Raw genomic sequence first — 21,668 nt, forward strand, 5'->3', positions numbered from 1 at the left:
CTCACTCCACTCCACCGAGATACGCTTCCAGCACCGCCGGGTCCTTCTGCACGTCCTGCGGCAGGCCCTCCGCGATTCGCGTTCCAAACTCCATCACGACCAGCCGATCCGTCAGATTCATCACGAAGTCCATGTCGTGCTCGACCAGCAGCACGCTCATCCCTTCGGCTTTCAGCTTGCGCAGCAAATCCGCGAGCTGCTGCTTTTCCTGATAGCGCAGGCCCGCCGCGGGTTCGTCCAGCAATAGCAGCGTTGGATCGCAGCAAAGTGCCCGCGCGATTTCCAGTATCCGCTGCTGTCCCAAAGCCAAACTCCCGGCTTCCTCGTACATATGGGACTCGAGGCCAACGCGACGGATCTGCTTGGCCGCTTCCGCCATCAAGCGCGCTTCCTCTGCTGCATTCAATCGGACGACGCTGCGCCACACGCCCGCCGAGCCTCGCAAGTGCGCACCCAACGCGACGTTTTCCAGCACCGTCATGCCCGGCAGCAGCTTGACGTGCTGAAACGTGCGCCCGATTCCGAGCTTGACGATTTCACGTGAATTGAGCGAATCGATCCGCTCGCCGCGAAAGCTGATCGCGCCGCGCGTCGCTTGCAGCACGCCGGTGACGAGGTTGAAGGTAGTCGACTTGCCCGCCCCGTTCGGCCCGATCAAACCGACGATCTGCCCCGCTTTGACCTCAAAGCTCACGTCGTTGACGGCAACCAGGCCGCCGAACTGCTTGCGCGCGTTGTCCACGACCAGCAGCGTCTCCCCTGCGACCGGCTTCGTCCGCTGCGGCAGCGGTTCCGCATGCTCGGGCACATGCGCACTCGGGCCACGCGGAAACAGGCGCGCGACGAAAGGCCAAACGCCTTGCCGCGCGTACTGCAGCAGCAGCACCATCAGCACACCGAACACGATCACTTCGAAGTTGCCGTTCTGGCCGAGCAGCATCGGCAACAGCGTCTGCAGATAGTCCTGCAGGAGGGTGAGAATCGCCGCACCCAGCAATGCTCCCCAAACGTGCGAGACACCGCCCACGACCGCCATAAACAGGAATTCGATGCCGTGATTCAGACCGAACGGCGTCGGGTTCACCGCACGCTGCAGATGCGCGTAGAGGAAGCCGGAAATCGCTGCGAGCACGGCGGCATAGATGAAGATCACGACCCGCATCCACGCGGTGTTCACGCCCATCGCCTCGGCCATCACGCCGGCGCCGCGCAGCGCGCGAATCGCACGCCCAGGCCGACTATTAAGCAGATTCTGAACTGAGACAACCGACGCGAGCACGACAATCCAGATCAGGTAGTAGATGTGGCGCCCCGACTCCAGCGGAATGCCGAACAGGTTCAACACGGGGATGCCATTGATGCCGTCGTACTTGCCGAGCAGCTCCATATTGCCGAACAGGTAGTACAGCGAGAGCCCCCAGGCGATCGTGCCGAGCGGAAGGAAGTGGCCGGAGAGCCGCATCGTGACGGCGCCGAGAATCAGCGCCACCAGCGCCGTCAAGACGACACCCACGATCAGCGCAAGCCACGGCGAGACACCGTATTGCGTCGTCAAATAGGCCGTCGCATAGGCCCCCACGCCGACGAACGCCGCCTGCCCGAAGCTCGTCATCCCGCCGACGCCCGTGAGCAGCACGAGTCCGATCGCGACAATCGAATAGAGCCCGATGTAATTGAGCAGCGTAACCCAGTACTCGGGCACACGAATCGGATGCGGAAGCACCGGAAGCGCAAACATCACGACGAGGAACAGCCAGAAGAACTTGTTTCGAATCACGCGTTTCATCGGCTTACTCCTGTTCCTCTTCGGCGTGCGGGCTCGCGAGGCTCCGCCACAGCAGCACGGGAATGATCAACGTGAAAACGATCACCTCCTTGTAGGCGCTCGCCCAGAACGACGAATACGATTCGAGCAAGCCGACGAGCAGCGAGCCGGCCGCCGCGAGCGGATAGCTGACCAAGCCGCCGATGATCGCGCCGACGAAGCCCTTCAAGCCGATCAGAAAGCCCGAGTCGTAGTAGATCGTGGTGAGCGGTGCGACGAGGATGCCGCACAGCGCACCCAGGCCCGCAGCAAGCGTGAATGCGAGCCGTCCGGCCTGCGTCGTGCCGATGCCGACGAGCCGCGCGCCAAGCCGGTTGACCGACGTGGCGCGCAACGCCTTGCCGGAGATCGAGCGGTCGAAGTACAGATAGAGCGCGACGATCAGCACGACCGCCGTGCCGGCCACCCACAAGCTCTGCCCGGATACCGACAGGCTGCCGACATTGAACGTGGCGTCGGAAAACGGCGTCGTCCGCGAGCCTTCGGCGCCGAACATCACGAGGCCCAGGCCGACCATCGCAAAGTGCACGGCCACCGCGACGATCAGCAGCAATAGCGTCGTCGCCTCGGCGATGGGCTCGTACGCGAGGCGGTACACGAACGGCCCCATCGGCACGACGATCAAGAGCGTGAGCGCGATCTGCACGATCATCGGCAACGGCTGCATGAAGACGCCGCGCGTCACCCCATAGATCGCAATTGGAAACAGCAGGTACTTGCTGGCGAGCGTCGTGAGCGTGCGCAACGCATGGCGCCGCCGCTCGGGATGCCGGACGAGCCCTGTCGTCTCGACGACGAAACACGCGAAGCCCATCGCGATCAGCAGCCAGCACGTTGCGGGAAATTTCTGCGTCTGGAGTGCGGCGAGCGTCAGCGCGCCATAGGAAACGAACTCACCCTGCGGGATGAAGATCACCCTTGTGACAGAGAACACCAGCACCAGGGCCAGCGCGAGCAATGCGTAGATCGCGCCTGTCGTGATGCCGTCTTGCGCGAGAATCGCCGCAATCGATAGATCCATACTTCCTCTTTTTTCGAGCTTCGAATGGGGAATCGGGAGAATGCCGGCACGCCGATATCAACGCACGCCCGCCGGACCGCAAAGCGGCGCGACGGGCGGTTTCGTTTTTGCCGTTCAGCGGGGCGAATCACGACAGCACGGTCGCGCCCCCCGCTTCCGTCGAAACATGTCAGTCGTTCTGAAGTTTCCACTTGCCGTCGACGATCTGCACCATGACGCGTGCACGGTCGTCGAGACCGTTATGGTTCGCCGGCGTCGTGTTCATCACGCCGTGCGAGAGCGGCAGATCCTTCACGTTTTCGAGCGCGGCACGCAGCGCTTCGCGGAAGGCTTCGGTGCCCGGTTCGCCCTTCTTCAGCGCTTCGGGAATCGCCCGTTGCAGCATCTGCCCGGCATCCCACGCGTGACCGCCGAACGTCGAGACCGTCCCCGCGCCATACGCCTTCTCATAGGCCGTCTTGTACGCCTGTGACGATTGCTTGACCGGATTCGAGTCCGGCAATTGATCGGTGACGAGAATCGGGCCCGCCGGCAGCAGCTCGCCTTCGCAGACCTTGCCGCACACGCGCAGGAAGTCGTTGTTCGCGACGCCGTGCGTCTGATAGACCTTGCCCTTGTAACCGCGGTCCTTGAGCGTCGTCGCCGGCAGCGCGGCCGGCGTGCCCGAGCCGGCGATCAGCACCGCGTCCGGATTCGCGCTCATCGTCTTCAGCACCTGCCCCGTCACCGAGGTGTCGGTGCGGTTGTAGCGCTCGTTGCTGACGATCTTCAGGTGATGCGCGTCGGCGGCCTTGCTGAACACGCTGTACCAACTTTCGCCGTAGGCATCCGAGAAGCCGATGAAGCCGACTGTCTTCACGCCGTGCTTTTCCATGTAGCCGGCGATCGCTTCCGCCATCAGGCTATCGTTCTGCGGCACCTTGAAGACCCACGCGCGCTTCGCGTCCATCGGCTGGACGATCGCGGCGGAGGCCGCGAGCGAGATCATCGGCGTTTTGCCTTGCGATACCGGGTCGATCATCGCCAGCGAATTCGGCGTCACCGTCGAGCCGATGATCGCGTCGACGTGGTCCTCATCGATCAGCTTGCGCGTGTTCTGCACCGCGCGGCTCGTGTCCGAGCCGTCGTCGAGCACGATGTATTGCACGCTCTTGCCGGCAATCTCCTTCGGCAGCAGCGCAATGGTGTTCTTCTCCGGAATGCCGAGCGACGCGGCCGGACCCGTCGTCGAAAGCGTGACCCCGATCTTCACTTGCGCGAAAGCCGCGCTCGCGCCGCACACCAAGACTGCCGCAACGCCTGCTTGCATCCACCGTTTCGTTCTTTTCATCAATTGTCTCCAAACGCATTCAAGAAGCGTGTTTTCGTTGCCGACGCAAAGGTCAAACCAAAGGTCGAACACTCGAATCTAGTTATCGTGCCACGACGTGCCAAGCATGGTTTTCCCGCGCAGCACGCACAAAAAAGGCGCGTCCGACAGCACGCGCCTTCTGCTTTCGAGCAACCCGCCTGTCGACTGCCGATCAGTCGCCGACCAGCTTCCACTTTCCGCCGGTGATCTGCGCCATCACGCGAACGCGCAGGTCGAGCCCCGCGTGGGCCGTCGCGCTCATGTTGAAGACGCCCTGTGAAGCGGGCATGTCCTTGGTGTTTTCGAGCGAGGCGCAGCAAGGAATCGCGCTAAGAATCGGACGATTCTAGAGCACGTAAGAGGCGGTGAAAGCGGGAAAAGAAGCGCGCGACGAACGGCACGATAGACAGAAGGAACAGCGGAAAACGCAGTAATGGAAGCCACAAAGTAAAAGCGCTGTTGGATCCTATCCAACAGCGCTTTCGTCCGGGCACTGAGTGCCTCGATTGTCTCCTCGTTCTCCACCTGCAAATTCGGGTGCATCAGAACTAGACCGAAGATTATCGAACCCTGCCCCGTGAGACAACCTAGCATTTACCCTAGTGGTGCAAGTTTGCACTCAGATGGGGCGGCTTTTTGGTGCGAAACGCCACAGATCACGGCATTTTTCGAAGCGCCGATTTATATCGGATTCCGAACTATCTTTGCCTCTCGCTTCGAAGACCCCGTTATGCGCGCAACATCCGAACACGTGCGACGATCTCGCCGACAATGCCGCGCCGGAACGCCAGCACGCAGGCGATGAAGATCAGGCCCACGACGATCGTCGTCGATTCGCCGAGCGAGCGGAACCACTCGACGCCCGTCGCCGACGCGATCGCGGTGCCGATATCGCCCATGCGGTCCTCCAGCGAAACGATGAGCGCGGCGCCGAGCAGCGGGCCAAACAGCGTGCCCATGCCGCCCACGAGCGTCATCAGGATGACGAGACCCGACATCGTCCAGTACGCGTCGCTGAGCGTCTCGAAGCCGAGCACGAGCACCTTGAGCGCGCCGGCAAACCCCGCGATCCCCGCCGACAGCACGAACGCGAGCAGCTTGAAGCGATCGGTGTCGTAGCCGAGCGACGTGGCACGCGGCTCGTTCTCCTTGATCGCGGTCAGCACCTGCCCGAACGGCGAATGCACGACACGCACGATCAGCAGAAACGCGAGCACCACGAGCACGAGCACGACGTAATACAGCGCGAGATCCGATGACAGATCCAGGAAACCGAAGAGCTTGCCGCGCGCCACACCTTGCAAGCCATCCTCGCCGTGCGTGAACGGCGCCTGCAGATAGACGAAATAGACCATCTGCGCGAGCGCGAGCGTCACCATCGCGAAGTAGATGCCTTGCCGGCGAATCGCAAACAAGCCGACGACCAAGCCGAGCAGCGTCGCCGCGGCCGTGCCGGCGACCACGCCGAGCTCGGGTGAAAGCGACATCGACTGAATCGCGAAGCCGGTGGCGTAACCCGCCGTCGCCAGAAACATCGCGTGCCCGAACGACAGCAGCCCCGTATAGCCGATCAGCAAATTGAACGCCGCCGCGAAGAGCGCGAAGCACAGCACCTTCATCACGAACACGGGGTACGCGCCGAGCCAAGGCGCAGCAAGCAGGCCGATCAGCAACAGGCCATAGAGCGCTTTTCTCTGCATCATCGTTCCTTGCCGAAGAGACCCGCGGGACGCACGAGCAGCACGAGCGCCATAATGACGAAGACGACCGTGGCCGACGCCTCCGGGTAGAACACACGCGTGAACCCTTCGACCACGCCCAGCAGCAGACCCGTCAGGATCGAGCCCATGATCGAGCCCATGCCGCCGATCACGACCACCGCGAACACGGTGATGATCATCGACTGCCCCATCAGCGGCGACACCTGGATGACCGGCGCCGCCAGCACGCCCGCAAACGCCGCGAGCGCGACGCCGAAGCCGTAGGTGAGCGTGACCATCAGCGGCACGTTGACGCCGAAAGCCTCGACGAGCTTCGGGTTTTCCGTGCCCGCGCGCAAGTACGAACCGAGCCGCGTCTTCTCGATCACGAACCACGTGATGAAGCAAATGACGAGCGACGCGACGACCACCCACGCGCGATAGTTCGGCAGATACATGAAGCCGAGATTGGTCGCGCCGGCCAGCGCATCGGGCACGTCATACGGCTGCCCCGACGAACCGTAGATCGAGCGGAACACGCCTTCGATCACGAGCGTGAGCCCGAATGTGAGCAACAGTCCGTAGAGGTGATCGAGCTTGTACAGCCAGCGCAGCATCGAGCGCTCGATGATCATGCCGAACACGCCGACCACGAGCGGCGCGACCACGAGCATCACCCAGTACGGCAGATTGAAATACGCGAGACCCATCCACGCGAGCATCGCCCCCAGCATGAACAGCGCGCCGTGGGCAAAGTTGATCACGTTGAGCAGGCCGAAGATGACCGCGAGACCTAAGCTCAGAATCGCGTAAAACGAGCCGTTGACGAGCCCGAGCAGCAACTGGCTCAGCATCGCAGGCAGCGGAACGCCAAAAATATCCATCGATGAACCTGCCGTCAGAGTCAGAACGGTGCGCCGCGTGGATCGGGGTCAGCACTTGCGCGCCAGGCGCAATGGCGCCCAACGCATGGGCGCCCCGCCCGATCGCACGCCCCACACCGCATTACTTCCAGAGATCGCACTGCGATTCGGCCTTGGTCCCGAATGCCTGATCGCCGGGGATCGTCGCCTTGAGCGTGTAGTAGTCCCACGGCTTCTTCGATTCGGCCGGCGACTTGACCTCGAACAAGTACATGTCGTGGATCATCACGCCGTCCTGCCGAACGTAGCCCTTCGCGTAGAAGTCGTCGACCTTCTGCTGCCGGACTTGCGCCATCACCTTGTCCGCATCCGTCGTGCCGACGGCCTTTACCGCGCTCAGGTAATTCATCGTCACCGAGTAGTCGGCGGCCTGAAGGCTCGACGGCATCTTCCCGGTCTTCGCGAAGTAGCGCTGCGCCCATTTGCGCGAGGCATCGCTCTGGTCCCAGTACCAGCTGTCTGTGAGCAGCAGGCCCTGCGCCGTCGGCAGGCCGACGCTGTTCACGTCGTCGATGAACATCAGCAGCGCGGCGATCTTCATCGTCTTGGTGATGCCGAACTCCTTCGCCGCCTTGAGCGAATTCACGGTGTCGCCGCCCGCGTTGGCGAGGCCGAGCACCTGCGCCTTCGATGCCTGCGCTTGAAGCAGGAACGAAGAGAAGTCCGAAGCCGACAGCGGATGGAATGCGTGGCCGAGCACCTTCCCGCCGCCCGCTTCGACGACCTTGGTCGTGTTGGCATCGAGCGATTTGCCGAAGGCGTAATCGGCGGTCAGGAAGTACCAGGTCTTGAGCCCCTGCTTCACGGTCGCCGAACCGGTGCCTTTCGCGAGTGCGGTCGTGTCGTAGGCGTAGTGAACGGTGTAAGGCGTGCACTGCTTGTTCGTCAGCGCGTCGGTGCCCGCGCCGATCGAGAAGTACGGCCGCTTCTTCTCCTTGATCACGTCGTTCATCGCCAAGGCCGTCGCCGAGTTCGTCCCGCCGATCAGCGCGTCGAGCCCCTCGGTGTCGATCCATTTGCGCGCGGTCGTCGCAGCGATGTCGGCCTTGTTCTGGTGATCGGCATAGAGCAGCTTGATCGGCTTGCCGTTGACCTTGCCGCCGAAGTCGTCGATCGCCATCTGGATGGCCGTCAGGCCGCCCTTGCCGTCGATGTCCGCGTACAGACCCGACAAGTCGGTGATGAAGCCGATCGTGACCTGGTTCTCGTCGGCCATGGCCTGCTGCAGCGGTGCGGCGGCCAGCCATGCGGCCGTCGTCAAAGCGAGTGATCCTGCGACGCGTGCGAGCTTCTTCTTCTTCATTGGTCTATCTCCTTCGTTCGTTGCGTTCTGGTTGTCCGTACAAAGTCGAGCCCACGGGTCCGGCCGGCGCGCGAGCGCATCGGACAGGACCGACGTGTCAAACTGGATTCACACACCGAGCAGATCGTGCAGCACGGGCATCTTGCTTTCGAGTTCGCTCGCACCGAAATGCTCGACGATGCGGCCGTGCTCCATCACATAGAAGCGGTCCGCGAGCGGCGCGGCAAAGCGGAAGTTCTGCTCGACCATCACCACCGTATAGCCGCGTTGCTTGAGCATCAGGATCATGCGCGCGAGCGCCTGCACGATGACGGGCGCGAGACCTTCCGAGATCTCGTCGAGCAAGAGCAGGTTCGCCCCCGTGCGCAGAACGCGCGCGACCGCGAGCATCTGCTGCTCGCCGCCCGACAGGCGCGTGCCCTGGCTCATCCGCCGTTCCTTGAGGTTCGGGAACATCTCGTAGATTTCGTCGAGCGACATCGCGTCTTTGCTCGCGCCGACCATCGGCGGCAGGATCAGGTTTTCCTCGCACGACAAGCTCGAAAAGATGCCGCGCTCTTCCGGGCAATAGCCGATCCCGCAGTGCGCGATCTTGTGCGTCGGCAGGTCGATGGTTTCGCGCTCGCCGATGCGGATGGAGCCTGTGCGCCGCCCCGTCAGGCCCATGATCGCGCGCATCGTCGTGGTACGTCCCGCGCCGTTGCGGCCGAGCAGCGTGACCACTTCGCCGCGGTTCACCTTCAAATCGACGCCATGCAGGATGTGCGATTCGCCGTACCACGCCTGCAGTCCGGCGATGGTCAGAGCGGGTGTGCCGGTCGCAGCGGCGATCGCATCGATGTTTTCGCTCACGGCCTGGTTCATGCGTGCGTTCCCGTTAGCGCGGTATCGACGGTGCCCATGTAAGCCTGCATCACGAGCGCGTTCTTCGATACTTCGGCGTAAGTGCCTTCAGCGAGCACTTCGCCGCGCTGCAGGACGGTGATCGTGTCGGAAATGCCCGCGATCACGTTCATGTTGTGTTCGACCATCAGGATCGTGCGGCCGCTCGACACTTTCTTGATCAGCGCGGTCACGCGGTCGACGTCTTCGTGGCCCATCCCCTGCGTGGGTTCGTCGAGCAGCATCAGCTCGGGCTCCATCGCGAGCGTCGTCGCGATCTCGAGCGCACGCTTACGGCCATATGACAGCTCGACGGTGAGCGTCTCGGCGAAATCGGCCAGGCCCACTTGCGTGAGCAGATCGAGCGCCTCTTCATCGAGCTCTTTGAGCGTGCGTTCGCTCTTCCAGAAATGAAAGGCGGTGCCGAGCGAGCGCTGCAACGCGACGCGCACGTTCTGCAATACCGTCATGTGCGGAAACACGGCGGAAATCTGGAACGAGCGGATGATGCCGCGCCGCGCGATCTGCGCAGGACGCTCTCCCGTGATATCCACGCCGTTGAACACGATCTGCCCCGCCGTGGGGCGCAAAAACTTGGTGAGCAGATTGAAGCAGGTGGTCTTGCCCGCGCCGTTCGGTCCGATCAATGCATGAATCGAACCGCGGCGCACGCGCAGGTTGACGCCGTTGACAGCGGTGAATCCTTTGAATTCTTTGGTCAGGCCGCGCGTTTCAAGAATCGTGTCGCCGAGAATCATGTCCCCTTCCGTGCGAAGTCAGGCGATGCACTGCTAGGTTGCGCGCCGATCGCGCAGCACCACGTTACGACAGGTGCCGGTCGGGCCCCCGCTTTTTATGACGTGGTGCATCAATACGGACGATCGTCCCTACCGCACCACGCGGTACGGCGCCATTGTCTCGCCAATGATGCAGCGCATTCATTGGGATTTGCACTAGGGTCGGTTTACCTATGAATAACGAAGCGTGACACGCCAGCTCGACGATGCGCACTGACTGTCATCAGACGGACACGCTCGCGCCATGCGTCGAGGACGATTGAGCTTGCATTCCTGACAGCCGTGCTTTGCGATCCTCGCGGATCATCGTGCTGGCTCGCTCGGCGATCATCAGCGTCGGAGAATTCGTATTGCCCGATGTAATGACCGGCATCACCGATGCATCGACCACACGCAATCCTTCCAATCCGATGACACGCAAGCGCGAATCGACCACCGCCGCCGGATCGTCGACGGTGCCCATGCGGCACGTGCCGACCGGATGAAAGATCGTCGTGCCGACTTCGCCCGCGGCTTTGACGAGCTCCTCTTCCGTTTGGAACTGCAGCCCCGGCAGGATTTCTTTTGGCGCGTAACGTGCGAGCGCGGGCGAACCGACGATGCGCCGCGTAAGACGCAACGCGTTGGCGGCGACATGACGATCGCGATCCGTCGACAGATAATTCGGCGCAATCAAAGGCGGCTTGCGCGGATCGCGCGAATCGATGTGTATCGTGCCGCGCGACGTCGGACGCAAATTGCACGCGGACGCCGTGAACGCGTTGAAGCGATGCAGCGGCTCGCCGAAACGGTCGAGCGAAAGCGGCTGCACGTGGTACTCGATATCGGAGCGCGTGATGGAAGGATCGTCGGGATCGGACTTCGCGAACACACCGAGCTGAGACGGCGCCATCGACATCGGACCGCTTTGCGTAAGCGCGTATTGCATGCCGATCATCAGCTTGCCCCACCAATGCGCGGCCATCGTATTGAGCGTGCGCACGCCGCTCACTTGAAACGCGGCGCGCAACTGCAAATGGTCTTGCAGGTTTTCGCCGACGCCGCGCAAATCCTGCACGACATCGATGCCGAGCTTCTGCAGATGCGCCCCATTGCCGACGCCCGATAGCTCGAGCAACTGCGGCGAATTCACGGCGCCCGCGCTCAACACGACCTCACAGCGCGCTTTCGCAACGAAGTCGATATCGCCCGCGACGCCGCCGCGATACTCGACACCCACACAGCGCTTGCCCTCGAACACGAGGCGCTGCGTCAGCGCACCCGTGATGATCGTGAGATTGCCGCGTTGCAGAGCCGGGCGCAGAAACGCCTTCGAGGCATTCCATCGAATGCCGCGCTTCTGATTGACGTCGAAGTAGCCGACACCGGTGTTGTCGCCGCGATTGAAATCGTCGGTGGCCGGAATGCCCGCTTGCTGCGCAGCCTCGGCAAACGATTCGAGGATCTGCCATTTCAGACGCTGCTTCTCGACGCGCCACAAACCGCCCGCGCCGTGCCACTGATTCGCGCCGCCGTGATGATCCTCGCTGCGCTTGAAAACCGGCAGCACGGCATCCCAGCTCCACGAAGAATCGCCTGTGATGCGCGCCCACTCGTCGTAGTCTTCGCGCTGACCGCGCATGTAGATCATGCCGTTGATCGACGACGAGCCGCCCAGCACGCGGCCGCGCGGATACGACAGCGCGCGCCCGTTCAGCCCCGCTTCCGCCTGCGTCTTGTAGAGCCAATCGGTGCGCGGATTGCCGATGCAATACAAATAGCCGACGGGGATATGAATCCAGTGATAGTCGTCCTTGCCGCCCGCTTCGAGCAGCAGCACGCTGACATCCGGATCTTCGGTGAGGCGATTCGCGAGCACGCATCCAGCCGTGCCCGCGCCGACCACGATGTAGTCGAACTCGCCTTCGAGCGTGGGCGCTTGGGTCATGATTACTTCGCCACCGGCATCGTAAACTCCGCGCCCTTCGCGATGCTGTCGGGCCAGCGTTGCATGACGCTCTTGTAACGCGTATAGAACCGCACGCCTTCCTCGCCGTACGCGTGATGGTCGCCGAACAGCGACTTCTTCCAGCCGCCGAACGAATGCCACGCCATCGGCACCGGAATCGGCACGTTGATGCCGACCATGCCGATCTGGATTTGCCGCGAGAACGCGCGCGCGATGCCGCCGTCGGACGTGAAGCACGAGACACCGTTGGCGAACTCGTTTGCGTTGATCAGTTCGACCGCCGACGCGAAATCCGGCACGCGCACGACGCACAGCACCGGCCCGAAGATCTCCTCGCGATAGATCGTCATGTCGGTCTTCACATCGTCGAAGAGCGAGCCGCCGAGGAAGAAGCCTTCCTCATGACCCGGGACCTTGTGACCGCGGCCGTCGACCACGAGCTTCGCGCCCGCCGCCACGCCCGCGTCGATGTAGCCCGACACCTTCGCGCGATGCGCGCCCGTCACGAGCGGGCCCATCTCGGCATCGGCCTCCATGCCGTTCTTGATCTTGAGCGCCTTCACGCGCGGCGTGAGCTTGTCGATCAGTTCGTCGGCGATATGGCCGACCGCCACTGCCACCGAAATCGCCATGCAACGCTCGCCCGCCGAACCGTAGGCCGCGCCGATCAATGCGTCGACGGCCTGGTCGAGATCCGCATCGGGCATCACGACGAGATGGTTCTTCGCGCCGCCGAGCGCCTGCACCCGCTTGCCGTGTTTCGTGCCTTCGTTGTGGATGTATTGCGCGATCGGCGTCGAGCCGACGAACGACAGCGCTTCGACATCGGGATGTTCGAGCAGCGCATCGACCGCCACCTTGTCGCCGTGCACGACGTTGAACACGCCGTCGGGCAGGCCCGCTTCCTTGAGCAATTCGGCGAGACGAATCGATGCCGACGGATCGCGCTCCGACGGCTTCAGCACGAACGTGTTGCCGCACGCGATCGCGATCGGGAACATCCAGCACGGCACCATCATCGGGAAGTTGAAGGGCGTGATGCCGGCGACGACGCCAAGCGGCTGCCGCAGATTCCAGTTGTCGATGCCGCCGCCGATCTGATCGGTGAAATCGGTCTTCAAGAGATTCGGAATGCCGCACGCGAACTCGACGATCTCGATGCCGCGCATCACTTCGCCTTGCGCGTCCGAAAACACCTTGCCGTGTTCCTTCGTGATCAGTTCCGCGAGCTCGTCGTGATGTTCGTCGAGCAGTTGCTTGAACTTGAACATGACACGCGCGCGCTTGATCGGCGCGACCTCGCTCCACGCCGGAAACGCCGCCTTCGCGGCAGCCACCGCTGCGGCGACTTCGTCGACGCCCGCCAGCGGCACGCGCGTGGCAACCGAGCCGAGCGCCGGATTGAACACATCGCCGAAACGGCCGCTCTTGCCGGCCACCGTGCTGCCGCCGATGAAATGGCTCAACTCGCGCACGCGTGCGCCTTCATCTGACTCGCTCATGTGTCTCCTCACTGGTGCACTGAATGGATGCGCGGCCTGCTGCGCCGCGTCATTAAAGGCTGTCCGCCGGATGCGTTTGAGCCCAAGCGTACGCGGCATCGCGCTGCGAAATCCAATGAGTAATGCTCAATTGCAATATAAGGCGCGCTAATATCAGCGGATGGACCTGATACTGCTCCGCGCCTTCGTGACGGTCGCGCGCACCGGCAACCTGACGCGCGCCGCCGCGCAGCTGCACCTGTCGCAGCCGGCCGTCAGTCTGCAAATCAAGAATCTGCAGGAAGCGCTGGGCGTGGCGCTGTTTTCGCGCACGTCGCATGGGCTCGCGCTCACGCGCGACGGCCAGGCGCTCCTGCCGCACGCCGAGCGCGCGCTCGCGGCCGCCGGCGACGTCGAGCGCGCAGCGGCGACGCTGCGCCAGGAAGTGCGCGGGCGTCTGCGCATCGGCACGATCCTCGATCCCGAATTCTTGCGGCTCGGCGGTTTCCTCAGACAACTGGTGGAAACCTATCCCCAGATGGAGACCGCTTTGAGGCACGGCATGTCCGGCTGGGTGCTCGATCAGATCCGCTCGCGCGAGCTCGATGTCGGCTACTACATCGGCGACCCCGCCGAAGACGACGCCCGCGACCACGATCTCTTTCGCTCCGCCACGCTCATCCGCTTTCAATACCGCGTGCTCGCACCGGCCGGCTGGAAGGACCGCGTGAGCCGTGCCCGCGACTGGCGCGCGCTCGCCGCGCTGCCGTGGATCTGGACGCCGCCCGCGTCCGCGCATCACCGGCTGCTGTCGCGGCGTTTCGCCGCAGCGGGCGTGACGCCGGTCAAGGTCGCGGAAGTGGATCAGGAGCCGTCGATGCTCGACCTTGTCAAATCGGGCGTCGGACTCACGCTCGCGCGCGATTCGATCGCGATCGCCGAGGCGCACGCACATGCGCTGACGATCGTCGAAGGCGTCACGGTGCCGACCCAGCTCACGTTCGTCACGCTCGCCGAGCGCCAGGACGAGCCGGCGATCGCCGCGGCGTTCAAGCTCATCGAGCGGCAATGGGCGATATGAGCAGCGCTGATGAATGAGGCGGCCGACACCCGCTGACAAGACGGGCATCGGCAATATTTGCTAGATTCGTGGTTCGCGCTTCGCGCGTCCCCCTCGCGTTGTTCTCCTCCCCCTTCTCGACAGGAGCCTCAGATGGCACGCAACATCGAAATCAAAGCCCGCGCCCAGCAGTTCGAACAACTGCGCGAACGCGCCGCCGAACTTGCGTCCGAGGCTCCGCTGATCTTCCGCCAGCAGGACTTCTTCTACGACGTGCCGCGCGGGCGCCTGAAGCTGCGCCAATTCGACGACGGCACGCCGGCCGAGCTGATCTTCTATCAGCGCGACGATCGCGACGGTCCGAAGGCGTCGTACTACACGAGGAGCCCGGTCACCAACCCCGAAGCGATGCACTCGCTGCTCGCCACTGCGCTCACGACGCGCGGCATCGTCACGAAAGAACGCCACGTGTATTTGGCGGGACGCACGCGCATCCATTTGGACCGCGTCGACGGGCTGGGCGATTTCGTCGAGCTCGAAGTGGTGCTCGCGCCCGATGACGACGAGGAAGGCGGCGAAGCCGAAGCGCACGAGGTGTTTGCGAAGCTCGGCGTGGCGAAGTCGGATCTCGTCGCGGTCGCTTACGTCGATTTGCTCAATCCGGCGAAGGCGGACGAAGCGGCTTGAGTGTTCATATCAATGCGCTGGCGGCGCACGCAGCAACGCGCCGTCGACGCATCCCTTCTTGTATCCAGAACCATCCCCGCAGCCAACTATGCCGTGCCCGCCCCCGGCGACAGATGGCCGAGCGGCAATGGCCCATTGCGCTTGAACGTGGTGAGGACGATGTTCGAGCGCACGCTGTCGACACCCGGCACCCGCATCAGTTTCTTCATCACGAACGACGACAGCGCGTTCAAATCCGGCGCGACGATACGCAGCAGATAGTCGGCGTCGCCAACTACCGCATGGCATTCGAGCACTTCGGGCAGCACGTCGATCTGCTGCTGGAACTGCTCAATGATCGAATCGCCGTGATGCTTGAGCTTGAGGCTCGTGAACGCCGTGACGCCGAGCCCGAGCTTTTCGGGCCGCAGCACGACCCGATAGCCGTCGATCACCCCATCCGCCTCGAGCCGCTGCAGCCGCCGCCCGATCTGCGATGGCGATAGCGGAACCTGCTCGCCAAGCTGTTGATGCGTGGCGCGTCCGAAGCGCTGGAGCACGTCCAGCAGCGCCAAATCGAAGTGATCGAGTTCCACCATGAGCATTTCCCGCATGAATTCGAAAATAACGCGTGATTATTGCATATTGAAGCGATAATACGCTTCGATTGCGCCCTTTCCGCGAACACCCCGCACTACACTTGCATGCACCCGATTTCACGAATGCAGCAAGACCATGTCCGCCGCCGTCACCGCCAAACTCAAAGAACAATTCGAAGCCGGCCTCGAAACCCGCGCCGACTTCACCATCGACCAGCCGATCGACCGCTACTCAGCCGCCGACCACGCGGTGTGGCGCCAGCTTTATAGGCGGCAAACGGCGCTGCTCGAAGGCCGCGTGTGCGACGCGTTTCTCGAAGGCGTGGCGCGGCTGAATGTGTCGGCGCAATCCGTTCCCTCGTTCGAATCGATCAACCGCCAGTTGAAACCGGCGACGGGCTGGGAAATCGTCGCGGTGCCCGGCCTCGTGCCGGACCGCGTGTTCTTCGAACATCTGGCGAACCGCCGCTTTCCCGTCACCTGGTGGATGCGCCGCCCGGACCAGCTCGACTATCTGCAAGAACCCGATTGCTTCCACGACCTGTTCGGCCACGTGCCGCTCCTGATCCAGCCGATCTTCGCCGACTACATGCACGCCTATGGCCGGGCCGCGCTCGCGGCAAGCGACGCCGGCGCCCTGCCGCTACTCGCGCGGCTCTACTGGTACACGGTGGAATTCGGCCTGATCCGCGCTTCGGACAGTCCCAACGGGGTGCAGATCTACGGCGCGGGCATCGTCTCGAGCCGAGGGGAAACGATCTACAGCCAGCAAAGCGCCGCGCCTAACCGGCTCGCGTTCGACCTCGAGCGCGTGATGTGCACGCGCTATCGCATCGACACGTTTCAAAAGACCTACTTCGTCATCGACGACTTCGAGCAGCTGTTCGACGTTGCGCGCACCGACTTCGCGCCGCTCCTGGCCAAGCTCGCCGATGCCCCCGCGCTCGCGGCGGGCGACGTGCTCGCCACCGATCGCGTGATCACCCGCGGCACGCAGGAAGGCTGGAAGAGCGACGGCGACATCTGAGGCACGGCCCGCCCGCGCCATCCACGCCCCTGCAGGCGCCTGCCATCTGTGAAAAAATGCTTGGACGGTTGTGGGACGTCTGAGAGCGTCCGCGCGCAATCCAAGCCCATAGAGGTGACGAAATGATCCACAAGCTGACTTCCGAAGAACGTTCCACTCAACTCGCGCAACTGCACGGCTGGCAGGCTGTGCCGGGCCGCGACGCGATCCATCGTCAATTCAAGTTCGCCGATTTCAACGAAGCGTTCGGCTTCATGACGCGCGTGGCGATCAAGGCGCAGGAGATGAATCACCACCCGGAATGGTTCAACGTCTACCACACGGTGGAAATCACGCTGTCGACGCACGAGGCGAACGGTCTCACCGAACGGGACGTGGCGCTCGCGCGCTTTATCGACGACGTCGCGAAATCGATGCAGCGCGCATGAGAAACGCGCCGCATCGCACGCCGCCGTGAAAGCGATTTGCAGGTAATTCGGGGTCGAATCGACGCTTTCTATAGGCCATTCTTAAGGCGCACGTAAGATTCCCACGCCTCGCGTGCAATCGGTTCCAAACCTTCCGGCGAGAGAGTGGTCTGACGCTGTACAATCAGCAGCGCATACGGCTTGGAAAGCGCGCTTGCCTCTTTGCATAAACTGAGTTCATCGCCGCTCGAAGGCGAACGGGTGCGCCAGAAATTGATCGCGGCTTCTAGTTCGTTGATCGTAATATCGGACATGATTTTTGAGATCGTTCCTTGGCCGCCTGCTCGAAACCGACGCGCGGCGGCGTGCTCGCTGCAGAGACGGCGCACCGGCGAACCGCGTGCTCCAAAGGCCTAACCCATTGTACTTGAGCGAAATCCATGCGACTCCTTCTGATCGAAGATGACCGCCCCATCGCGCGCGGTATTCAAAGCAGTCTTGAGCAAGCCGGCTTCACCGTCGACATGGTCCACGACGGCATCTTTGCTGAACAAGCCCTCACGCAAAACCGCCACGAGCTGGTGATTCTCGATCTCGGCCTGCCGGGCATCGACGGCATGACGCTCCTGTCGCGCTTCCGCCAGAGCAACCGCCACACGCCCGTGATCGTGCTGACCGCGCGCGACGAGTTGAACGACCGCGTTCAGGGCCTCAATTCCGGCGCCGACGACTACATGCTCAAGCCGTTCGAGCCGGCCGAGCTCGAAGCCCGCATCCGCGCGGTGATGCGCCGCAGCGGCCCGCACAGCGACATGCCGCGTCCGGAAGTGTCGTTGGGCGGTGTGCGCCTGTCGGGCGTCGATCGCCGCATCTTCAACGACGACAAGCCGCTCGAACTGTCGCCGCGCGAATTCGCGGTGCTCGAGATGCTGCTGCTGCGCCATGGCCGCGTGGTGAGCAAGGCCCAGCTGCAAGATCACCTGACGCACTTCGGCGGCGATCTCGGCGACACCGCGATCGAAGTCTACGTGCATCGCGTACGCAAGAAACTCGAAAACTGCCGCGTCGAAATCGTCACGGTGCGCGGCTTCGGGTATCTGCTGCAGGAAATCCGCCAGGCTTCCTGAGCCGGCAGACCGCTATAACCCCGGATTGAGCCTTGGCCCGCACTGGCGCCGCGTATTCGATGCGCGGCGCTGTCGCGAGTCACAGCGCCCTCCGGGGTTTTCTACTTAGCACTCGGACCATGCCCCACGCCGCCGCGAATAGCCTGCGCCGCTCGCTGCTGCGGCGCTTAGCCGCCCCGCTGTCGCTGCTCGCGCTGATGAGCGGCCTGATCGCGTATTGGCTCGCGTGGCAATACACGCAGCACGTCATCGATCGCTCGCTCGCCGATCTCGCCACCGCGATCTCGAAGCAGATCCAGATCGCCGGTCCCGACGCGCCGATCACCGTCCCGCCGCTCGCGCAGGCCATGTTCTCCGACCCGACCGAGAACTTGATCTACCGGATCAGCGACGGCGAAAACGAAATCGCCGGCGACCCAAAGCTGCCGCTGTTCGGCTCGAACGTGCGGCGCATGCACTACGCATACGCGTTCGAGGCGCAGCATCAGGGCGTGAGCGTGCGGGTCGCGCAGGTTCGCGTGAATCAAGCCGGCGGCAATCCGATGATCGTCGAAGTGGCACAGCCGGTGCGGCATCGTTTCCGGATCGCCGCCGAGTTTCTCGTCGCAATCATGATGCCGCTGTTGCTGTTGCTGCTTGCGGGCTGGGTCATCGTCTGGCGCGTGGTCAATCAGCAGCTCAATCCGCTGACGGATCTCGCCGACTCGCTCAACCGGCAGACGCACACGTCGCTCGAACCCGTCGACGAGACCTACGTGCCGGTCGAGATCCGGCCGTTGACCAGTGCGCTGAACGCCCTGCTCGAACGCCTGAAGACCGCGCTCGACGGACAGCGTAAATTCATCGCCGACGCCGCGCACCAACTGCGTACGCCGCTTACCGCCGTGAAGCTGCATGCGGAACAGGCCGCGAACGCACGCGACCCGGCGCAGACGCTCGCCGCCGTGTGCGAGCTGCGCGCCGCCGCCGATCGCGCCGTGCGCCTGTCGAACCAGCTTCTGTCGCTCGCACGGGCGGAACCGGGCGCGCAGGCCGCGCGCTTCGTTGAAGTCGACCTCGCCGCACTCGCGTTCGAAACCGGCGCGGAATGGGTGCCGCGCGCGCTTGCGGTGCACGTAGACCTCGGCTTCCAGCGCCTCGACGATCCGGCGAACGACAGCCCGCTCGTCGTGCGCGGCAATCCCGTCTTGCTGCGCGAGGTGATCGCGAATCTGTTGGACAACGCGTTGAAGTACGTCCCGCCGGCACGGCTGGATGGCGGGCGGATCACCGTCAGCGTCGCGCAGGTGGCGATCGACGCCATCGCGTACGCTGAAATCATCGTCGAAGACAACGGCTCGGGCGTGCCCGGCAATCAGCAAGCCGATCTCTTCAAGCGCTTTTTCCGCGGCGATGGGCAAAACATGGTCGGAGGTGGCGTCGATGCCGGTGCGGGCCTCGGGCTCGCGATCGTCCACGACATCATGGTCTTGCACGGCGGCAGCGTGCAGTATGCCGACGCGCCCGAAGGCGGGGCGCGCTTTATCCTGCGTGTGCCGCTCGTCGCGTCCGCGCGCGCGGACGATACGGCGTCTGCAAAAAGAAAATCGGCGCAACATGCGCCGATCGATCTGTGAAGCCTTGGCTCGAAGCTAGTCTTTCTTCTTGCGCTTCTTTTCTTGCTCTTTGTCCTTCTCTTGCGTCGAAGCGAGCATCGTACCGCGGCACTTGCGCGCGCCGCAGCGGCATTCATACTCGCGCTTGAGCTTTTTCGTCTGACGCGCATCGATCACGAGACCGTAGTCGTAGAACAGCTCTTCCTCCGCATCGATGTTGCGCAGCGCGTGGATGAACACGCGTCCGTCCACCTCTTCCGCTTCGCAGTTCGGCGCGCACGAATGGTTGATCCAGCGCGCGCTGTTGCCGTTCACTTTGCCGTCGATCACACGGCCGTCTTCGAGCGCGAAGTAAAAGGTGTGATTCGGCTCATCGGGGTTGTGCGGATGCCGTCGCAGCGCCTCCTTCCACGTGATCCGTTCACCCTTGTATTCCAGCAAACGTTCGCCGGCCTTGATCGGCTCCACGGCGAACACGCCCTTGCCGTGCACACCCGATTGGCGCACGACCGTCCTGCGTGAACTCATCGACGAATCCTTTGTAAAACTGCAACCGGCCACCGCCGGCCGGCATGTGCCGCGCGTGAGCGCGTGGGACATTTTCAAGATCGACATAGAAAACGCGGCGCCGAGCGGGCGCCGCGTGAACGTGCGACGCGAGCGCGTCACAACCGGCATCGTACACGGTCGAGACGGCTTAATTCAACCTCGTGCGCCGCTACCTGCGAGCGCGGCCCAATACGAGACTGAGCGTCAACGTTGCCCGAACGAAATATCGCCGAACAAGGCCTTCTGATCGCGCGGCTGCGAACGCCAGTATTGCGGCGGCGCCTCGACCGTCGCACCGAGCTGCGCGGCGGCATGCCACGGCCAGCGCGGGTCGTATAGCATCGCGCGCGCCATCGCGACGCAATCGGCCTTGCCCGATTCGATCAACTCGTTCGCATGCGCCGGATCGGTAATGAGGCCGACGGCGATCGTCGTGATGCCGGTCTCCTTCTTGACGGCTTCGGCAAACGGCACTTGATAGCCGGGGCTCAGCGGAATCTTCTGCAGAGGCGACACGCCGCCCGACGACGTATCGATCCAATCGCAGCCGCGCTTTTTCAGTTCGTGCGCAAACGCGATCGTATCGTCGAGCGTCCAGCCGCCGTCGACCCAATCCGTCGCCGACACGCGGACGCCGACCGGCTTGTCGGCCGGAAACGCAGCGCGCACGATCTCGAAGATCTCGAGCGGAAAGCGCATGCGGTTTTCGCGCGAGCCGCCGTATTCGTCGGTGCGGTGATTCGCGAGCGGCGAGAGAAACTGGTGCAGCAAATAGCCGTGCGCGCCGTGCACTTCGAGCACGTCGATGCCGAGACGCGCGGCGCGCCGGGCCGTGGCGGCGAAGGCTTCGCGGATACGATTGAGGCCGGCGGTATCGAGCGCGAGCGGGGGCAGCTCGTCGGGCTTGTGGGCAATCGCCGATGGCGCGTGCGTCATCCAGCCGCCCTCCGCCACCGGAATCAGTTGGCCGCCATCCCACGGCACATGGCTCGATGCCTTACGCCCGGCGTGCGAGAGCTGCATTGCGACGGGAATCTTCGAGTGCTTGCGAATGGCCGCGAGCACCGGCACGAGCGCGCGTTCGGTCACGTCGTCCCACAAGCCGAGACAGCCCGGCGTGATGCGCCCGTCAGGCTCGACGGCCGTCGCTTCGATGCACAACATCCCCGCGCCCGACAGCGCGAGATGACCGAGATGGATCATGTGCCATGCGGTCGCCTCGCCGCGTTCGGCGGAGTACTGGCACATCGGGGAGACAACGATGCGGTTCGGAAGCGTCACGCTGCGCAGCGTGAGCGGAGAAAACAACGCGGCCATGGAAATCTCCGACGGGATTCGCCCGATGCGACAGGGAAGCGCCCGAGGATAGCACGCGGGTTTTATGCTTGCAGACGGGCGACGCAGCGC

Annotated in this window: 20 protein-coding genes and 1 pseudogene; 6 read left to right on the forward strand and 15 right to left on the reverse strand. The window is 63.4% G+C overall.

The window, feature by feature from the left end; genetic code table 11:
* Position 1: 1 nt before the first annotated feature.
* The 11 genes and pseudogenes from FAZ95_RS21605 to FAZ95_RS21660 form a co-directional block, all read right to left on the reverse strand.
* On the reverse strand, positions 2 to 1,786 hold the full coding sequence (locus FAZ95_RS21605; RefSeq protein WP_137334307.1) for a branched-chain amino acid ABC transporter ATP-binding protein/permease: 1,785 nt from the start codon (positions 1,784 to 1,786) through the stop codon (positions 2 to 4).
* Positions 1,787 to 1,790: 4 nt separating this feature from the next.
* Entirely contained in the window at positions 1,791 to 2,846 is a 1,056-nt protein-coding gene (locus FAZ95_RS21610) for a branched-chain amino acid ABC transporter permease (protein WP_137334308.1), read from the reverse strand.
* A gap of 169 nt (positions 2,847 to 3,015) precedes the next feature.
* The gene (locus tag FAZ95_RS21615; protein WP_137334309.1) at positions 3,016 to 4,176 is read right to left on the reverse strand and encodes an ABC transporter substrate-binding protein; all 1,161 of its coding nucleotides are present in this window, start codon (positions 4,174 to 4,176) and stop codon (positions 3,016 to 3,018) included.
* A gap of 193 nt (positions 4,177 to 4,369) precedes the next feature.
* Positions 4,370 to 4,510: pseudogene (locus FAZ95_RS21620) on the reverse strand (ABC transporter substrate-binding protein); the annotation flags it as partial.
* A 415-nt stretch (positions 4,511 to 4,925) separates the two neighbouring features.
* A complete protein-coding gene (locus FAZ95_RS21630) occupies positions 4,926 to 5,897 on the reverse strand; it encodes a branched-chain amino acid ABC transporter permease (protein ID WP_175425708.1) in 972 nt (323 codons plus the stop codon).
* The gene (locus FAZ95_RS21635; RefSeq protein WP_137334312.1) at positions 5,897 to 6,781 is read right to left on the reverse strand and encodes a branched-chain amino acid ABC transporter permease; all 885 of its coding nucleotides are present in this window, start codon (positions 6,779 to 6,781) and stop codon (positions 5,897 to 5,899) included. The genes FAZ95_RS21630 and FAZ95_RS21635 overlap by 1 nt, the downstream gene beginning before the upstream one ends.
* Before the next feature lie 121 nt (positions 6,782 to 6,902).
* The gene (locus tag FAZ95_RS21640; RefSeq protein WP_137334313.1) at positions 6,903 to 8,123 is read right to left on the reverse strand and encodes an ABC transporter substrate-binding protein; all 1,221 of its coding nucleotides are present in this window, start codon (positions 8,121 to 8,123) and stop codon (positions 6,903 to 6,905) included.
* Positions 8,124 to 8,231: 108 nt separating this feature from the next.
* The gene (locus FAZ95_RS21645) at positions 8,232 to 8,987 is read right to left on the reverse strand and encodes an ABC transporter ATP-binding protein (RefSeq protein ID WP_137334314.1); all 756 of its coding nucleotides are present in this window, start codon (positions 8,985 to 8,987) and stop codon (positions 8,232 to 8,234) included.
* Positions 8,984 to 9,763 carry an ABC transporter ATP-binding protein gene (locus FAZ95_RS21650; RefSeq protein WP_137334315.1) on the reverse strand — a complete coding sequence of 260 codons (780 nt, stop codon included), beginning with the start codon at positions 9,761 to 9,763 and terminating at the stop codon, positions 8,984 to 8,986. Before FAZ95_RS21650 ends, FAZ95_RS21645 begins: the two co-directional genes overlap by 4 nt.
* 262 nt (positions 9,764 to 10,025) lie before the next feature.
* On the reverse strand, positions 10,026 to 11,729 hold the full coding sequence (locus FAZ95_RS21655; RefSeq protein WP_137334316.1) for a GMC family oxidoreductase: 1,704 nt from the start codon (positions 11,727 to 11,729) through the stop codon (positions 10,026 to 10,028).
* A gap of 2 nt (positions 11,730 to 11,731) precedes the next feature.
* The gene (locus FAZ95_RS21660; RefSeq protein WP_137334317.1) at positions 11,732 to 13,252 is read right to left on the reverse strand and encodes a CoA-acylating methylmalonate-semialdehyde dehydrogenase; all 1,521 of its coding nucleotides are present in this window, start codon (positions 13,250 to 13,252) and stop codon (positions 11,732 to 11,734) included.
* Positions 13,253 to 13,412: 160 nt separating this feature from the next.
* Here FAZ95_RS21660 and FAZ95_RS21665 point away from each other — a divergent pair, with 160 nt between their 5' ends.
* Together FAZ95_RS21665 and FAZ95_RS21670 are read left to right on the forward strand one after the other, a co-directional pair.
* Positions 13,413 to 14,312 carry a LysR family transcriptional regulator gene (locus FAZ95_RS21665; RefSeq protein ID WP_137334318.1) on the forward strand — a complete coding sequence of 300 codons (900 nt, stop codon included), beginning with the start codon at positions 13,413 to 13,415 and terminating at the stop codon, positions 14,310 to 14,312.
* Positions 14,313 to 14,444: 132 nt separating this feature from the next.
* On the forward strand, positions 14,445 to 14,978 hold the full coding sequence (locus FAZ95_RS21670; protein WP_137334319.1) for a class IV adenylate cyclase: 534 nt from the start codon (positions 14,445 to 14,447) through the stop codon (positions 14,976 to 14,978).
* 86 nt (positions 14,979 to 15,064) lie between these two features.
* Here FAZ95_RS21670 and FAZ95_RS21675 read toward each other — a convergent pair whose 3' ends face one another.
* Entirely contained in the window at positions 15,065 to 15,556 is a 492-nt protein-coding gene (locus FAZ95_RS21675; RefSeq protein WP_175425665.1) for an Lrp/AsnC family transcriptional regulator, read from the reverse strand.
* Positions 15,557 to 15,692: 136 nt separating this feature from the next.
* Here FAZ95_RS21675 and phhA point away from each other — a divergent pair, with 136 nt between their 5' ends.
* Both phhA and FAZ95_RS21685 read left to right on the forward strand, forming a co-directional pair.
* On the forward strand, positions 15,693 to 16,583 hold the full coding sequence (phhA, locus tag FAZ95_RS21680; RefSeq protein ID WP_217497414.1) for a phenylalanine 4-monooxygenase: 891 nt from the start codon (positions 15,693 to 15,695) through the stop codon (positions 16,581 to 16,583).
* A gap of 122 nt (positions 16,584 to 16,705) precedes the next feature.
* On the forward strand, positions 16,706 to 17,011 hold the full coding sequence (locus FAZ95_RS21685) for a 4a-hydroxytetrahydrobiopterin dehydratase (RefSeq protein WP_137334322.1): 306 nt from the start codon (positions 16,706 to 16,708) through the stop codon (positions 17,009 to 17,011).
* Between the two features lie 68 nt (positions 17,012 to 17,079).
* Here FAZ95_RS21685 and FAZ95_RS21690 read toward each other — a convergent pair whose 3' ends face one another.
* Positions 17,080 to 17,304 (reverse strand): DUF3717 domain-containing protein, encoded by a 225-nt coding sequence (locus FAZ95_RS21690; RefSeq protein WP_137334323.1) that lies wholly within the window; start codon positions 17,302 to 17,304, stop codon positions 17,080 to 17,082.
* A 126-nt stretch (positions 17,305 to 17,430) separates the two neighbouring features.
* On the opposite strand from FAZ95_RS21690, the gene FAZ95_RS21695 reads away from it, so the two are divergent.
* Entirely contained in the window at positions 17,431 to 18,117 is a 687-nt protein-coding gene (locus FAZ95_RS21695) for a response regulator transcription factor (RefSeq protein WP_136897575.1), read from the forward strand.
* 119 nt (positions 18,118 to 18,236) lie between these two features.
* Positions 18,237 to 19,733: a sensor histidine kinase gene (locus tag FAZ95_RS21700; RefSeq protein ID WP_137334324.1), complete on the forward strand. Its 1,497-nt coding sequence runs from the start codon at positions 18,237 to 18,239 to the stop codon at positions 19,731 to 19,733.
* Positions 19,734 to 19,748: 15 nt separating this feature from the next.
* Here the strand turns inward: FAZ95_RS21700 and FAZ95_RS21705 are convergent, their stop codons facing one another.
* Together FAZ95_RS21705 and FAZ95_RS21710 are read right to left on the reverse strand one after the other, a co-directional pair.
* Positions 19,749 to 20,240 (reverse strand): SET domain-containing protein, encoded by a 492-nt coding sequence (locus FAZ95_RS21705; RefSeq protein ID WP_137334325.1) that lies wholly within the window; start codon positions 20,238 to 20,240, stop codon positions 19,749 to 19,751.
* 225 nt (positions 20,241 to 20,465) lie between these two features.
* Positions 20,466 to 21,578 (reverse strand): NADH:flavin oxidoreductase/NADH oxidase, encoded by a 1,113-nt coding sequence (locus tag FAZ95_RS21710; RefSeq protein ID WP_137334326.1) that lies wholly within the window; start codon positions 21,576 to 21,578, stop codon positions 20,466 to 20,468.
* Between the last annotated feature and the right edge of the window lie 90 nt (positions 21,579 to 21,668).

Origin of the sequence: Trinickia violacea (genome assembly GCF_005280735.1) — a bacterium.
In the GTDB taxonomy this organism is placed as follows: Bacteria; Pseudomonadota; Gammaproteobacteria; order Burkholderiales; family Burkholderiaceae; genus Trinickia_A; species Trinickia_A violacea.

Bases quoted from the DNA above. Each gene is read 5' to 3' on its own strand.
- FAZ95_RS21705 (WP_137334325.1), bottom strand. From the start codon at position 20,240: ATGAGTTCACGCAGGACGGTCGTGCGCCAATCGGGTGTGCACGGCAAG.
- FAZ95_RS21615 (WP_137334309.1), bottom strand. From the start codon at position 4,176: ATGAAAAGAACGAAACGGTGGATGCAAGCAGGCGTTGCGGCAGTCTTG.
- FAZ95_RS21710 (WP_137334326.1), bottom strand. From the start codon at position 21,578: ATGGCCGCGTTGTTTTCTCCGCTCACGCTGCGCAGCGTGACGCTTCCG.
- FAZ95_RS21670 (WP_137334319.1), top strand. From the start codon at position 14,445: ATGGCACGCAACATCGAAATCAAAGCCCGCGCCCAGCAGTTCGAACAA.
- FAZ95_RS21660 (WP_137334317.1), bottom strand. From the start codon at position 13,252: ATGAGCGAGTCAGATGAAGGCGCACGCGTGCGCGAGTTGAGCCATTTC.
- FAZ95_RS21640 (WP_137334313.1), bottom strand. From the start codon at position 8,123: ATGAAGAAGAAGAAGCTCGCACGCGTCGCAGGATCACTCGCTTTGACG.
- FAZ95_RS21685 (WP_137334322.1), top strand. From the start codon at position 16,706: ATGATCCACAAGCTGACTTCCGAAGAACGTTCCACTCAACTCGCGCAA.
- FAZ95_RS21695 (WP_136897575.1), top strand. From the start codon at position 17,431: ATGCGACTCCTTCTGATCGAAGATGACCGCCCCATCGCGCGCGGTATT.
- FAZ95_RS21610 (WP_137334308.1), bottom strand. From the start codon at position 2,846: ATGGATCTATCGATTGCGGCGATTCTCGCGCAAGACGGCATCACGACA.
- FAZ95_RS21675 (WP_175425665.1), bottom strand. From the start codon at position 15,556: ATGGTGGAACTCGATCACTTCGATTTGGCGCTGCTGGACGTGCTCCAG.
- FAZ95_RS21665 (WP_137334318.1), top strand. From the start codon at position 13,413: ATGGACCTGATACTGCTCCGCGCCTTCGTGACGGTCGCGCGCACCGGC.
- FAZ95_RS21690 (WP_137334323.1), bottom strand. From the start codon at position 17,304: ATGTCCGATATTACGATCAACGAACTAGAAGCCGCGATCAATTTCTGG.
- FAZ95_RS21635 (WP_137334312.1), bottom strand. From the start codon at position 6,781: ATGGATATTTTTGGCGTTCCGCTGCCTGCGATGCTGAGCCAGTTGCTG.
- phhA (WP_217497414.1), top strand. From the start codon at position 15,693: ATGTCCGCCGCCGTCACCGCCAAACTCAAAGAACAATTCGAAGCCGGC.
- FAZ95_RS21645 (WP_137334314.1), bottom strand. From the start codon at position 8,987: ATGAACCAGGCCGTGAGCGAAAACATCGATGCGATCGCCGCTGCGACC.
- FAZ95_RS21700 (WP_137334324.1), top strand. From the start codon at position 18,237: ATGCCCCACGCCGCCGCGAATAGCCTGCGCCGCTCGCTGCTGCGGCGC.
- FAZ95_RS21650 (WP_137334315.1), bottom strand. From the start codon at position 9,763: ATGATTCTCGGCGACACGATTCTTGAAACGCGCGGCCTGACCAAAGAA.
- FAZ95_RS21630 (WP_175425708.1), bottom strand. From the start codon at position 5,897: ATGCAGAGAAAAGCGCTCTATGGCCTGTTGCTGATCGGCCTGCTTGCT.
- FAZ95_RS21655 (WP_137334316.1), bottom strand. From the start codon at position 11,729: ATGACCCAAGCGCCCACGCTCGAAGGCGAGTTCGACTACATCGTGGTC.
- FAZ95_RS21605 (WP_137334307.1), bottom strand. From the start codon at position 1,786: ATGAAACGCGTGATTCGAAACAAGTTCTTCTGGCTGTTCCTCGTCGTG.